Source organism: Brumimicrobium mesophilum, from assembly GCF_003025005.1.
Taxonomy (GTDB): domain Bacteria; phylum Bacteroidota; class Bacteroidia; order Flavobacteriales_D; family Crocinitomicaceae; genus Brumimicrobium; species Brumimicrobium mesophilum.
The window spans coordinates 13,744-27,911 of record NZ_PVSS01000007.1 but is presented as its reverse complement, the minus strand read 5'-3'; the positions used below and the strand labels follow the sequence as shown (position 1 = coordinate 27,911).

Annotated in this window: 13 protein-coding genes and 2 tRNA genes; 11 read left to right on the top strand and 4 right to left on the bottom strand. The window is 33.3% G+C overall.

Going from position 1 to position 14,168, the window contains the following annotated elements:
- The first annotated feature begins 81 nt into the window (after positions 1-81).
- Complete coding sequence (locus C6368_RS08560; protein WP_107038784.1) at positions 82-723, top strand: LysE family translocator; 642 nt, start codon at positions 82-84, stop codon at positions 721-723.
- 82 nt (positions 724-805) lie between these two features.
- Here the strand turns inward: C6368_RS08560 and C6368_RS08555 are convergent, their stop codons facing one another.
- Complete coding sequence (locus C6368_RS08555) at positions 806-2,131, bottom strand: NAD(P)/FAD-dependent oxidoreductase (protein WP_107038783.1); 1,326 nt, start codon at positions 2,129-2,131, stop codon at positions 806-808.
- Between the two features lie 257 nt (positions 2,132-2,388).
- Here C6368_RS08555 and C6368_RS08550 point away from each other — a divergent pair, with 257 nt between their 5' ends.
- A complete protein-coding gene (locus C6368_RS08550; protein ID WP_107038782.1) occupies positions 2,389-3,378 on the top strand; it encodes a glucosaminidase domain-containing protein in 990 nt (329 codons plus the stop codon).
- Positions 3,379-3,543: 165 nt separating this feature from the next.
- Positions 3,544-5,076: a hypothetical protein gene (locus C6368_RS08545; protein WP_107038781.1), complete on the top strand. Its 1,533-nt coding sequence runs from the start codon at positions 3,544-3,546 to the stop codon at positions 5,074-5,076.
- Here C6368_RS08545 and C6368_RS08540 read toward each other — a convergent pair.
- Positions 5,066-6,544: a hypothetical protein gene (locus tag C6368_RS08540; protein WP_107038780.1), complete on the bottom strand. Its 1,479-nt coding sequence runs from the start codon at positions 6,542-6,544 to the stop codon at positions 5,066-5,068. The two genes, C6368_RS08545 and C6368_RS08540, sit on opposite strands and share 11 nt — an antisense overlap.
- Positions 6,545-6,574: 30 nt before the next feature.
- Complete coding sequence (locus C6368_RS08535) at positions 6,575-7,747, bottom strand: hypothetical protein (protein ID WP_107038779.1); 1,173 nt, start codon at positions 7,745-7,747, stop codon at positions 6,575-6,577.
- A 139-nt stretch (positions 7,748-7,886) separates the two neighbouring features.
- Between C6368_RS08535 and proS the strand changes: the two genes are divergently transcribed.
- From proS to C6368_RS08500, 7 genes are all read left to right on the top strand, one after another.
- Positions 7,887-9,356, top strand: coding sequence for a proline--tRNA ligase (gene proS / locus C6368_RS08530; protein ID WP_107038778.1), 1,470 nt, complete (start codon positions 7,887-7,889; stop codon positions 9,354-9,356).
- 17 nt (positions 9,357-9,373) lie between these two features.
- The gene (locus tag C6368_RS08525) at positions 9,374-10,054 is read left to right on the top strand and encodes a hypothetical protein (protein WP_107038777.1); all 681 of its coding nucleotides are present in this window, start codon (positions 9,374-9,376) and stop codon (positions 10,052-10,054) included.
- Between the two features lie 74 nt (positions 10,055-10,128).
- Positions 10,129-10,200 (top strand) — tRNA-Glu (locus C6368_RS08520).
- A 56-nt stretch (positions 10,201-10,256) separates the two neighbouring features.
- Positions 10,257-10,328 (top strand) — tRNA-Glu (locus C6368_RS08515).
- A 29-nt stretch (positions 10,329-10,357) separates the two neighbouring features.
- Positions 10,358-10,609, top strand: a complete 252-nt coding sequence (gene rpsT, locus C6368_RS08510) for a 30S ribosomal protein S20 (protein ID WP_107038776.1) — start codon at positions 10,358-10,360, stop codon at positions 10,607-10,609.
- 99 nt (positions 10,610-10,708) lie between these two features.
- Positions 10,709-11,767: a uroporphyrinogen decarboxylase gene (gene hemE, locus C6368_RS08505; RefSeq protein ID WP_234369115.1), complete on the top strand. Its 1,059-nt coding sequence runs from the start codon at positions 10,709-10,711 to the stop codon at positions 11,765-11,767.
- Positions 11,751-12,932 (top strand): OmpA family protein, encoded by a 1,182-nt coding sequence (locus C6368_RS08500; protein ID WP_107038774.1) that lies wholly within the window; start codon positions 11,751-11,753, stop codon positions 12,930-12,932. Before hemE ends, C6368_RS08500 begins: the two co-directional genes overlap by 17 nt.
- A 120-nt stretch (positions 12,933-13,052) precedes the next feature.
- Here C6368_RS08500 and C6368_RS08495 read toward each other — a convergent pair whose 3' ends face one another.
- On the bottom strand, positions 13,053-13,694 hold the full coding sequence (locus C6368_RS08495) for an HD domain-containing protein (RefSeq protein ID WP_107038773.1): 642 nt from the start codon (positions 13,692-13,694) through the stop codon (positions 13,053-13,055).
- A gap of 229 nt (positions 13,695-13,923) precedes the next feature.
- On the opposite strand from C6368_RS08495, the gene C6368_RS08490 reads away from it, so the two are divergent.
- Positions 13,924-14,127 (top strand): hypothetical protein, encoded by a 204-nt coding sequence (locus C6368_RS08490; protein WP_107038772.1) that lies wholly within the window; start codon positions 13,924-13,926, stop codon positions 14,125-14,127.
- Positions 14,128-14,168 lie beyond the last annotated feature (41 nt).

Below are 14,168 nucleotides of genomic sequence, written 5' to 3'. Positions count from 1 at the left end.
AAAATATAAAATAGCTCTGTCAAAAATGTCAGAGCTATTTTTTTATAATGATATTTGCAAACTAATTACAGGAACACTAAAATGGGAATAGATAATTACCTCGCTTTTATAATTACCGGTATGTTTTTGGTCATGACACCAGGTATGGACACCTTGCTAATTCTCAATAAATCTATTGTGCATGGAAAGAAATCAGGAGTTTTTGCCACTCTTGGAATAAGTTCGGGTATTCTTGTTCATACATTTATAGGTGCAATAGGTCTATCAATGATCATCGCAAATTCTCCAACTGCTTTTAGTATAATTAAATATCTTGGAGCTGCCTACATCATATATTTAGGAATTATAAAATTCAAAGAAAAGAGACAAGAATTTAAAATTGAAAAAGTGGTAAAGTCGAAGTCTGAATCTAAAAAGGATTCTAAAAATGATTTTCTCTCTGGACTAATCACAAATATTCTAAATCCAAAAGTTGCAATTCTCTTTTTGGCTTTCTTCCCTCAGTTCATCAATCCTGATTATTTGAAAAGTCCACTCCCTTTTATTATTTTAGGTTCAACAATGACGATAATTGGAATGATATGGTTTTTCTCACTCACTTTCTTTTCCAATTATTTTTATGAAAAGTTTAAAAGACCTGAAAAATCAAACTTGTCCTTAAATAAAATAAGTGGTGTGATTTTTATCATTATGGGAATTTCAATTGCTTTGACAGGAAATTAAAAAATCACTATTTCTCCTTTCCTTAATTATTTCTTCTTACAGTTAATGTTTTGAAATAACGTTAAAATCAAAATTCTACAAACTAATCCCTCTTCTCCCCTTTTTTGTATCTCCTTACAATTAATCTGTTTCCTTTATCATAGGTGAAATAACTCCATGTCCAATTGATGCCAACAAACAACTTGTTTTTAAATCCACTAATTGACATTAAATGCACAACAGACCATAATATCCAAGCAAAATACCCACCAAACTTAAACTTCCCAATATCTGCAACTGCCTTTCTTTTCCCTACTGTTGCTAATGAACCTTTGTCATTGTATTCAAACTTCTTCAATGCTTTACCATTCATTTGATTCAGAAGATTGTGAGCAAGTAAATCTCCCTGTTGTATAGCCGTTTGAGCCACCATAGGGTGTCCATAAGGGTATTCCTCCGAAATCATTGAAGAAATATCACCAATAGCATAAACATTGGTGCACCCCTTCACTTCAGAATAATCATTTACCAATAAACGATTTCCACCTCCGAAACACTTTGCATCCAATCCTTCTGGTAAATTACCTTTTACACCAGCTGTCCAGATAACACTTTTAGCCACAAAACCTTTGTCATTTATCGTGGCAATATTCAACCCATCATACGAAGTAACTCGTGTTCCTAGGTGGACATTAACATCCATTTCATTTAAATATTTCAAGGCTTTTTCTGATGATTTATCTGACATTCCTTTCAATAAGCGATCATTAGATTCAATAAGATAAATTGACATCATCGAAACATCAAGATCAGGATAATCTTTAGGGAGAATATATTTTTTAAATTCAGCTATCGCTCCAACCGTTTCTACTCCAGCTGGCCCACCACCAATAACTGCGAAATTGGTTAAGGCATCTCTTGTTGCATCATCAGAGGTAACCACCGCTTTTTCGAAACGTTGTAGAATCAAACTTCTGATATCTAAAGCCTCTTGAATTGTTTTCATCCCAAGGCTATTGGCTTGGACATCTTCCAGTCCGAAAAAATTAGTCTCACTTCCTGTAGCTAAAACCAAATAGTCATATTCCACATGCCCAATATCCGTTACAACTTGCTTAGTTTCTGTATCTATATTGGTCACTTCGGCCATTCTAAAAAACACATTCTTATAACTTTTGAATTGTTTCCTAAATGGAAAAACTATACTGTCTGGCACAATTCCTGATGTAGCAACTTGATAAAGTAAAGGTTGAAATTGATGGAAATTATTTTTATCAATCACCACAACTTGAACTTCAGTATTCTTTAATTTCTTAACAAAAGACAAACCAGCAAAACCACCTCCAATTACTACCACTCTTGGCAATTCTGTTTCTGGTAAGCGAATGGTATTTGTGATTTTTACGGTATCGTTTTGCTCTTTCATCATCTAACATTTTTAAAGAACTAAAGGTAGTTAATTAGCTCATAAAATACTATTCAATTCGTTTGTTTTTTTTGATATAACAACCCTTTCAACTTCAACAAAAACTTAAGAATTACAACTTTAATCATGTTAAACATTGTCTAAATAATTCAAGGGGAATTCTCAAACCTGTAGTTATTAACAAAAAAATATTGAGTTTTCAACAGTATATGTAACCAATGTTAATAACTTGCGTAATACTACATATAAACAAGAAGAATATGAATCGATTTTTGGCAATGTTAACACTAACTTTCTTTAGTCTTTCGGCTTTAGGAAACAACTCTCCACTTTCATTAGAGCAATACATAGAAAAATGGAAAGATGTTGCTATGAATCAAATGTTGACCCATGGCATTCCTGCCAGTATCACACTTTCACAAGGAATATTAGAAAGCGGTTTTGGAAACTCCAAACTTGCAGTTAAAGCCAATAATCATTTTGGTATAAAATGTCATGACTGGAAAGGTGACACCTATAAGAAACACGATGATAAAAGAAACGAGTGTTTCAGGAAATATGATGATGCTGCGCAATCATTTGAAGACCACAGTACTTTCTTAACAACACGCTCAAGATACGCTTCATTGTTTGAATTAGAAATTACAGATTATAAATCTTGGGCTAAAGGTTTAAAGGAAGCGGGTTATGCAACAAACCCGCAATATCCCAGAAGATTAATCGACATAATAGAGCGCTATAATTTAGATCAATATGACATTTTAGCTACTAGCGATTGGATTGTTGAAAACAAAACAACATCTGATCAGCCGAAAAAAGAAATTGAAATCCCTTCTGGTTCTAAGGTTAAAAAGGTGAACAATTCTAAACCTGAAAATAGTCAAAAAACGAATCAATTCGCCGCGGCAAGTAAACACACAGTTTTCACAAACAAAAACCGAACTAAATACGTTATCGCAGGAAAGCACGATACATTTTACCTAATTTCAAAAGAACTTGGTTTAAGTTTAAATCAATTACATAAATGGAATGACTTTCCTCCTACCAAAGATATATTATCAGAAGGTGATAAGATTTATATTATGCGAAAGCGCAGAAAAATAGATAATGAGGTAGTTCAATTTGAAATTAATCAAAACAAAAAGCTTTGGGAGATCGCACAAGAGCATGGTGTTCAATTAAAAATCCTGACAGATATGAGACAAAGTTCAAACAATGTAGCCATGTCTAAAGATGAAGTAATGGACTAAATTAGAATAGCCGATTCACTATTAATTAGATAAAATCCCCTGAAATTTGATGAAAGACTGTACAAAATATACGGTCTTTTATTTTTTCACTCCACATTCGCGAACTACATTTCTGTTTATGTATGAAAATTATTAATTTAGGCCAACAGATTAAACCAAGTCTCTATGAAGCCGAGTAATGAATTATTTGATTTAATAAAATCGCTTACCAAATCTGAGAAACGATTTTTCAAACTTTCTTCTTCTATACAGGCAGGAGAAAAGAATTATTTCAAATTATTCGACTACATCGACTCTCAATCGGATTATGACGAGAAAAAACTTAAGGAACACTTCAAGAAGGAACGTTTCATTAAGCACTTACCTTCCGAAAAAAATCATTTATATAAATTAATCTTAAAAAGTCTACGCCAGTTCTATGGAGAACAATCAGCTTCAAGTATTTTGAAGCAGGAGATCAAAAACATTGAACTACTTTACAACAAAGCACTTCATAAAGAAGCTACAAAATTTCTAAAACGCGCAAAAAAATTAGCCATAGAACATGAAGAATTCTACTTTTTAATTGAATTAATTTCTTGGGAAAAAGTCCTCACTGAAGAATCTTACGAATCTGGCGACTTTGATGTTGATTTAAATAATATCATTAAGGAAGAAAGTGAGATTATCGACAAGCTAAGAAATTTAGCTGAATATCACATTCTGTATTCTAAAATAAATGCATTATTCAGAAGTGATGGCTTTACTAAAAACGAGGAAGAAAGAAGAATGGTGAATGAAATTGAAAATCACCACTTAATTAAAGGAAAAAATACTGCTCTATCAAAACGTGCAACTTCAATTTGTTATTACATTCAAGGATTATGTGCTTCAACAAATAGAGATTTTGAATTAAGCTATACGAAGTTTAATCGTGTTCGACTAATATTAGATAATAACCCAAAAATAAAAATAGATTTAGGTCAACGATATGTCCTTACATTATTTCATTTGATGCAGTGCTATGTATATGATAATGATTTTGAAATGGCGCAAGAAATGATCGATCAAATCAAAAGTTTAAAAGGGAAGAAAGGTTTTAATTCTTTGCATTTAACATTGAGAATAAACAATATTCTTTTAACTGATCAAATGAATCTTTACAATTTTCAAGGTGAATTTGATAAATCTTTGGAAGTTTTTGAACGGGGTTACTATCAGAACAAATTGTTAATTGAAAGATCCAGTAAAGAACAAAAAATTAAATTTTATTTTAGTGCTGCTTATACTTTATTTGCCACTTCTGATTTCAAAACAGCACTTCAATTTTTGAACCTCATACTCAACGACAATGAGCAACAACTAAGACAGGATATTTATAGCTTCTCAAGAATTTTGAATTTACTATTGCATTTTGAGCTAACCAATTATGACTATTTAGAATATTCTTCAAATTCAGCGATCCGCTATTTAAATAAAACAAAGAGAGATCATCAGATTGAAAAAGTTTTCATTAAACAAATTAAGAAGATTGCTAAAACAGTGGATCAATTAGAAACAATTCCAATTTATGAAGAAACTTTAGATCAGATCAATATTCTTCTTAAAAGTGAAAATGAAAATGTAATATTAGATTACATAGACATCGTTTCATGGCTAAAATCTAAAATTACGAGAGAACCATTTATAACTCTTGTGAAAAAAGGGGTTAAAACTTAAGTCTTGCCGTTAAAACAATATTGTGAACTTGAGTCTTAAATTCAGTTCTATTTTCAATTTTCGTTGCGTCAAAAGCATAGTAATCGCTATGCAATTCAAGTAATCTATAACTTAAGTCCAGTGAGAAGGTGTTGTTATCCCAACCAATCCCTCCAGAATAAGTCATATTAGGAGTAGAAACATTTCCTAATTCCTTATTATAAGGTTGTGGTAGAATTGCTATTCCACCTCTCAAGAATAAATCTGTAAAAATCATATACTCCATACCAATTCGTGTATTCACAATTGTTCTGAACTGGTTTTTCGCTTCACTGTTTTCGTCATTAAATTCATAAACATTGGTTGATTCGATGGTATTATCGGGTTTTAATCTCCCTCCAGGAAGTCGAGACATTTCTAGTTCAACATTAATCGCACCTCTCATTCCTAAAATATAGGCAAATGAACCTCTTAATTTCATAGGTGTTTTCATTCTGTAATCAAATTCTCCATCTGGAATAAATTGATCATCAATAAATTTTAAACCATCATCATGCAAAGCAGTCATATTCGCAGTCCATTGATCATTCAAAGAGATTATTGTAGGAGACTCAAACGCTAAACCAAGTCTAAATTGTTCAGACGGAAGAAAGAGTACACCCAATTTCAAATTAAACCCTGTTCCTCTCGTTGTTTGCTCATAAGAATAGTCGAAACTCCTTAATGTCGTCCCAATTGTATCCAATAATCTTTCATTGTGATTAAAGCGCTCATCATATTTGATTCTTCTTATCCCTATACTCGCTCCATAATAGAATTTATTCATATAATTTTCTGAATAACCAATATGAAACTCACCAATTCCACCATCTGTTTCTATTTGACGATTATGATACATATCTCCTGGAGTCAAGCGAGAAATATACTGCCCTGAAGATGGATCATAATCTAAAGCGAAAACATCATACGCTAATCCAGTTGTAAATGGTTTAGCATCATAAATATTTTCCGGATCTATTCCTTTACCTGAATTGGCAAATACATCCAATAATGAATAGAAGTTTTGACCTTCATATCTCCTTGAATTACTAAAGTTTTTTAACCGTGTATATCCAAAAGTAAACTGACTGTATTTCCTACCATAATTCAACTCACTTATATCTGTGGAAATAACCATTCCGGCACTACTCACGGTAAATTTATTATGAGAAGATTTCGTTAATCTATCATTATAAACGGCATCGTTACTAAACGAACTATTGTTAAAACTAATTGACGTATTGGAAGAAGAAAACCTTCCCATTCCAGCAGGATTAATTTGAATTGCACTGAAATCAGCCCCAAGCGCACCAAAAGAGCCTGCCATCGCCTCGAATCTTGCTGATCCAAAAACATCTGTTGTGCTGTAACGCAGAATATCATTCTCGCTTTGGGCAAATATTGCAGTATTGAGTAGGAGTACTGATAGGAAGCTTAATGTTTTTTTCATATTTATCAATGATCAATTATATATTATGGACTACCTCCTTCTTGAACTAGATGATGAAGAAGACGAACCTCTTGATGAACTTCCACTAGGACTTGAAACCGCTCTTTGTCTTGGCGAAGATGTTTGGATACTCGGACTTGTAGTTCTCGTATTTAGAGAGCTATTAAACGTTCCTGAACTTCTAGTTGTAGTTACAGTTCTATTCGACTGAACCGAAGTTGAACCTGCTTGTCTATGACTTTGTACCGCACCAGTTCTGCGCGCAGAAGAGGTTGGTGTATAATGATTATTAATCATTCTGTTACGAGTTGGTGTACTGGTAACAGTTCTATTTGTTGCCGCTCCACTACTACTTGTCACGCCACCTTTATTCACCATTCCCGAAGTATTGTAATCGCTTCCACCAGCATTACTTTTTTTGACACCTCTTCTAGAGTCACCCAAAGTTTCATTGTTTACATTGTACCCAGAACTTGAACCACCAGTCATCATTGATTTTGATGGATTATAACTAGAACGACTTGAATTAGAAGACAACGAACTCCTTTGTCCATAATAACTTGGCGGATTATTAGTACCTGGATTGTTACTTACATTATTATTCCCATAGTAACCATTTCCGTAGTAACCATTTCCGTAATATCCACTTCCATAGTAACTATTACCATAGTATCCATGTCCATAATAAGGGTTATAACCGTAAGGATTATAACCATAGCCATAGCCATACGCGTGGTAAAGACCAGGATTGCCAAAACCGTATCCGTAACCATAACCAAAAGGATTCATCTGATCGTAATAAAAATAATTTCCACCAAAATTCATACGGGGCCCTAAACCTGAATTAAAGCCATTGTAAGAAGCGTAATAAGAATTATTCCAACCCATTCCATGGAAACCCAGTGGACCATTACCATGTCTTCCATAAGGTGTTCCGTAAGGGTGATATGCATTAATAATCATAATTTGATTTGCACGAACACGCTGATTTACACGAGGATCTTTATACTCTTGTTCAAAAGCTCCTTTATTTCTTGCTTTAAAAGCATTGAAAGAAGTGATATCATCTTCGTTTTCTTCAAGATTAATTTCTGTTGGCGCTTGCATATAAACGTCGTTCTCAGAAATATAACCATAGTTGGAACATGATGCTAGTATTACACTAGCTCCAAGAATTGCGGAATATTTTAAAATTAAATTCATAATAAAGTTCTATTTAATTAAACTTACAACTTATTTGAAGGTTTTCCAAATTGAGTTCTTATTTTTGTAATTAGTTAACGCCTCTGCTTCAAAAGAGGTTTAATATTTAAGAATTATTTAACAAAAACTGTTCCACAAAATGGCAAAATATACTAAAAGGTCTGAAGATTATTCAAAATGGTACAACGAGGTTATCGAAAGAGCTGGATTAGCAGAGCATTCAGATGTTCGTGGTTGCATGGTAATTAAACCTTACGGTTATGCAATTTGGGAGAATATGAAGACTGTTTTGGACGCAAAATTCAAAGAAACTGGACATTCAAATGCATATTTCCCTTTGTTTATTCCAAAATCGTACTTGAATAAGGAAGCAAAGCATGTGGATGGTTTCGCTAAAGAATGCGCCGTTGTTACTCATTATCGTTTAAAAAACAGCGAAAGTGGTGAATTAATCGTGGATCCTGATGCAAAATTAGAAGAAGAATTGATTGTTAGACCAACTTCAGAGACTATCATATGGAATTCATTTAAAAACTGGGTTCAATCTTACCGTGATTTACCTTTAAAAATAAATCAATGGGCTAATGTTGTCCGTTGGGAAATGAGAACACGTTTATTCCTAAGAACTTCAGAATTTTTATGGCAAGAAGGCCACACAGCACATAGCACAAGAGAAGAGGCTATTGAAGAAGCAGAGCAAATGCTACATGTATATGCTGACTTCGCTGAAGAATATATGGGAATGCCTGTTGTTAAAGGTTTTAAAACCGCTTCTGAAAGATTTGCTGGAGCAGATGAAACTTATTGTATTGAAGCCTTAATGCAGGATGGTAAAGCTTTACAAGCCGGAACATCTCACTTCTTAGGTCAAAACTTTGCTAAAGCTTTTGATGTAAAATTTGCAGACAAAGAAGGTAAACTTTCTCATGTTTGGGCTACATCCTGGGGAGTTTCAACACGCCTCATTGGTGGGTTAATTATGACGCATTCAGATGATGAAGGTTTAGTTCTACCACCAAAATTAGCACCAATTCAGGTTGCAATTATACCAATTTATAAAACGCAAGAACAACTAGCTGCGATTTCTGAAAAAGTAGAAGTTTTAAAGTCTGAATTGATCAAAAAAGGAATATCTGTAACATTTGATGATGACGACAACAGACGTCCAGGTTGGAAATTTGCAGAATATGAAGCGAAAGGAGTTCCAGTTCGTGTTGCAATTGGTCCAAGAGATTTGGAAAACAATAAGGCTGAAGTTGCCAGAAGGGATACAAAAACTAAAGAAGTCGTTGAATGGGATGGTATATCTACACACATCACAGAATTATTGGACGAAATTCAAGAGAACTTATTAAACAAGGCAAAAGATTTCAGAACTGAAAAAACTACGCCTGTTGATACATACGAAGAATTTAAAACCGTTCTTAAAAACAAAGGTGGATTCATTTCGGCTCACTGGGATGGAACTGCTGAGACAGAAAATAAAATTAAAGACGAAACAAAAGCAACAATTAGGTGTATACCAATAGACGCTATTGAAGAAGAAGGTAAATGTATTATCACAGGAAAGCCTTCTAACAAGCGCGTTTTGTTCGCAAAATCATATTAACAAGTATTTACCTAAATATGGAAATTGAAAAGAAAGAAATTGTAGAATTGCTAAAGGAAAGATCTTTATTGAAACAAGAGGTTTATAATACTACTTTAGCTTGTTACAAAAAATTCAGAAGTATAGTTGAGCAGGAAATAGAATCATTCAGAGAAAAAATTCAGGATGACCGCGTTAGGCTCAAATTTGATTACAACGGAGATTTTGAAACACATGCATATGTCGGAAGCGATGTATTGGTATTTAACATGCATACAAATGTTTTTACTTTTCCCGACAACAATTCTATTTGGAAAAACTCATATATTGAAGAAGACAAGCAATTAGGCTACTTTGGCGTCATTAATATTTACAACTTTTTAGCTGAATCATTTTTGCAAAAAAGAATGAAGGATGCTGGTTATTTAATAGGAAGGATCTTCATTAATAAAGATGGGCATTTTATGATTGAAGGAAAAGGAGAACTTTCTTATTATTTCAGGAATTTAAGAGTAAATATTTTCGACATTGAAACCATGAAGACCATTTTCGAAGTAGCTGTTAAACACGCTGCAGAATTTGATTTGCACACACCTCCCTACCAAAGAGTAAGTAATGTGAGCGTTCAACAAATAAAATCGGCATCAAACGCACAAGAATTAAAAACTGGTAAAAGACTGGGTTTCAAGTTCGAATCAGAATTGGATAAAAATAATTGAATTTTTATTTAAAAAAGTTTTGTTTTAAAATAAAATGCATATATATTTGCACTCCGAAATTTAAAACAAATAACGGCCCATTCGTCTAGTGGTTAGGACATCAGGTTTTCATCCTGAAAACAGGAGTTCGATTCTCCTATGGGCTACTAAGATTATTCTAACGAGAATAATTTTTACAATACAGAATCACAATTGAAATTATGGCCCATTCGTCTAGTGGTTAGGACATCAGGTTTTCATCCTGAAAACAGGAGTTCGATTCTCCTATGGGCTACTTTATAAAAATTATAACAACGATAAATTATGGCGAATCACAAGTCAGCACTTAAAAGAATAAGATCAGACAAAGCGAAAACACTTCGCAACAAGTATCAGCACAAAACAACGCGTAATGCTATTCGTGTTTTACGTGCAACAACAGATAAAGCAGAAGCAGAAAAGATGTTACCAAATATCTCAAGCTTGTTGGATAAGTTAGCTAAGAAAAATGTTATTCATAAGAAAAAAGCAGCAAACCTTAAATCTGGTTTAGCTCATTTCGTAGCAGGACTATAATCGTAAAAACATTATAATTAAGGGAGTCTAATTATTAGGCTCCCTTTTTTGTTTTACATCAACTTTTTATAGCCTTACTTCAATCAATATCCATAACGAATGCTTATCTTTGCTTCTATGGATTTTAAAAATGACTTACTCTTAAGAGCGGCACGTGGCGAAAATATCGAAAGATATCCAGTCTGGCTAATGCGTCAAGCAGGAAGAATTCTTCCTGAATATAGAGCCGTTCGAAATTCTTTAAGTGGATTTAAAGAATTAGTTGAAACACCTGCTTTAGCGGCAGAGGTAACTATTCAACCAGTTGACCATCTTGGTGTAGATGCCGCAATAATCTTTTCAGACATTCTAGTAATCCCTGAAGCAATGGGATTGGAATATCAATTAATTGAGAAAGTTGGTCCTCGATTTGAAAAAACCATTAAAACAGAAGCTGACCTCATTAAACATGCTGAAACAGACTTCAATGTTGAAGATCGATTAGGTTACGTAAAAGAAGCCATCGAAATCACCACCAAAGAATTAAATGGACGCGTTCCATTAATTGGTTTTGCAGGAGCTCCCTGGACCATTTTTTGTTACATGATAGATGGCGGGGGATCTAAAACCTTCTCAGAGTCTAGAAAAATGATTTATCAAAACCCGGCTTTGGCACATGAGTTGCTTGGAAGAATAACAGAAGTTACTATTCGCTATTTGAAAATGCAAATTAAAGCAGGTGCCAACTTAGTTCAGGTATTTGATTCATGGGCTGGTATTTTAGGTAATTCACAATACAAAGAATTTGGATTAAAATACATTAATAAAATTGCAGATGCCATTAATGAAGTTCCTGTCACAATATTTGCGAAAGGAGCCTACCAAGCAATGCCTAGTTTAGCTCAATCAAATTGCAACACATTAGGAATGGATTGGAATATGGAAGTTTCTGAAATTCGAGCAATGGTAGGTGAAGATAAAACGCTTCAAGGAAATTTAGATCCTTGTGCATTGTATTCAACGCATAGCCAAATAGAGCAACTCACTAATAATATGTTAGATAGTTTCAAAAGTAAAAGACATATTGTAAATTTGGGTCATGGAGTTTATCCTGATATTGATCCTGAAAAAGTAAAAACGTTCATTAAAACTGTAAAAAATTATGAAATTAAACACTAGAAAATTTAGAGGTTGGTTTTACACACTGCCTTTAGCAATGCTAACACTTTCAGTAGTAGCACAGGAATCAGACAATTTAGTTGTCAATCCTAGTTTTGAAGATGCACAGAGCAGAAAGATCCGTAGAATTGGAGATATTTCTAGAGCAGAAGGTTGGCAATCCGCAACTGGAAACAGAGCAGATTTATTTTCTGCTGAAGCGGGCATGCCTGAAGTGTTAACACCAGAAAACATCTATGGAAAAGAGGAACCAAAGGATGGAATAAACTACGCAGGAATAATTGCATATTCTTATAGAGAAAAAGAAAACAGAACCTACTTGACATCTCAATTATCAACATCTTTGAAAAAAGGAATGAGATATAAAGTTCAGTTTTACGCTTCATTGGGAGAGCTATCAAAATATTCTTCAAATAGATTAGGAGCTCATCTTTCAAAAAAAGGAGTTGGTACTGAAGATAAAGTTCCAGCTATTATAGCAGAAACACATGTTGAACATCCAGATAGAGCAATGTTTGATGGAATGTATGGTTGGGATTTAGTATGTGGAGAATATGTAGCAACTGGAAGAGAAAAATACATTACAATTGGTAATTTTGCTGAAGACGCTGAAGTGAAAAACGACAGAGCTAGAAAGCCTAGAGATTTTTCTGGAAAGCAAGTTATTGCAGCTTATTACTACATCGATGACATATCTGTACAGTTATTAGGTCCTAACGAAAGATGTGATTGTGATTATGGTGATGAAGCACAAAAGGTATCTTCAACAATATACCAGCGTTCACCAGAAATTACTAAAGACATGTCTTTAAGCGGAAAAGTATCTCAATTCAACATTTATTATGCTGGTGGGAGATATGATGTTAAAGTCGATGGAGAAAAAACCTTGGATAAACTTGCAGAATTAATGAAAGAAAATCCAAGTTTAAAAATTCAAATTACGGGTCACTCTGATTCTGAAGAAGCAGCTAGCGAAACAGACAAAGTTGTTTCTATGCGAAGAGTTGAATATATTCAGAAACTTTTAGGAGAAAGAGAAATCGATAGAGAGCGTGTTATAATTGAAGACGCCAAGGATGCTAGAGATTCTGAGTACATTACCGAAAGTGATGATGAAACATTGAAAGCTGCTAAAAATAGAAGGGTTACCTTTAAAGTTTTATAAGCTTTAACAATTATAAACTTTAAAAATACGCTCCAACGATGGAGCGTATTTTTTTTGATCAAATATTTCCAACTTCATTTGATTTCAAGATTGATTGAGATTTGCAAAATAAAAAAACTATTACTCTCCCCATTCTCTGTAAAACTGATCTAAAAAGTCTTTCATAAATTGACTGCGTTCTGCAGCTATTTTTTTTCCAGCGTCTGTATGCATTCTATCTTCTAAAAGAAGCAGCTTTTCATAAAAATGATTTATTGTATGCGTTCTTTCATTTATATAACTTTCTGTCGTTTGATTTAATTTTGGTGGAACGCTTGGATCATAAATAGGCTGACCTATAGAACCTCCATAAGCGAAAGTTCTCGCAATTCCAATTGCTCCAATAGCGTCTATTCTATCTGCATCCTGAACAATCCTACCTTCAAGACTAGGCATTAAATCTTCCTCTCCACTACCCTTATAAGAAACATTTTTAACAATTAAAGCAACTTCATTTCTAATTTTGGAATTTACATTTAAACTTTCTATAATTTGATTTGTGGCTCTTGCCCCTTCGTTAAAATCTCCACCATTAAATTTATGATCAGAAATATCATGGAGCAATGCAGCTAGTTCTATGACATCGCGGTCACCACCATCTTTCTTTTGAATAGCTAAGGCAATTCTTCTTACCCTATCAATATGAAACCAATCATGACCAGTACCTTCATTTTCAAATTTCTTTTTAACCTTTTCCTCAACAACTTGTATTACTTCCTTCATTGCTTATCCAGTTTTATTAAATCAGAACTTCTAAAATCCGGAACAATATTAGTAATTTTAACTTCTTTCATGAAAGTGAAAGAATAAATTAATTAGAAATTGAAATTTACATTCAATGACAGAGTAAATTCATTGATACGAATTCTAAAAATTACATTATTCAAAAATTAAATAGAATATTTCCAATCATAGAACAATGAAAATAAACTTAAATTTTATAATCGCTTCAATGGGAGCCTTAATCCTCGGAATGATAATCTGGAACATTTACCTCCTAAATATTACAACTACATTAGAAAATAAGATCTTAAAAATGGAGGAGAAATATTTTTATTTAGAATCATATAACGAAATTTTGAAATATGATTTAGTTACAGCAAGAGATAGCTTGCGAATAATTGATAATGGACAATTGATAATAGATAATAGATAATTAGTTTGACGAGATCCTGATTTGAAAACTCTTGGTGGCTC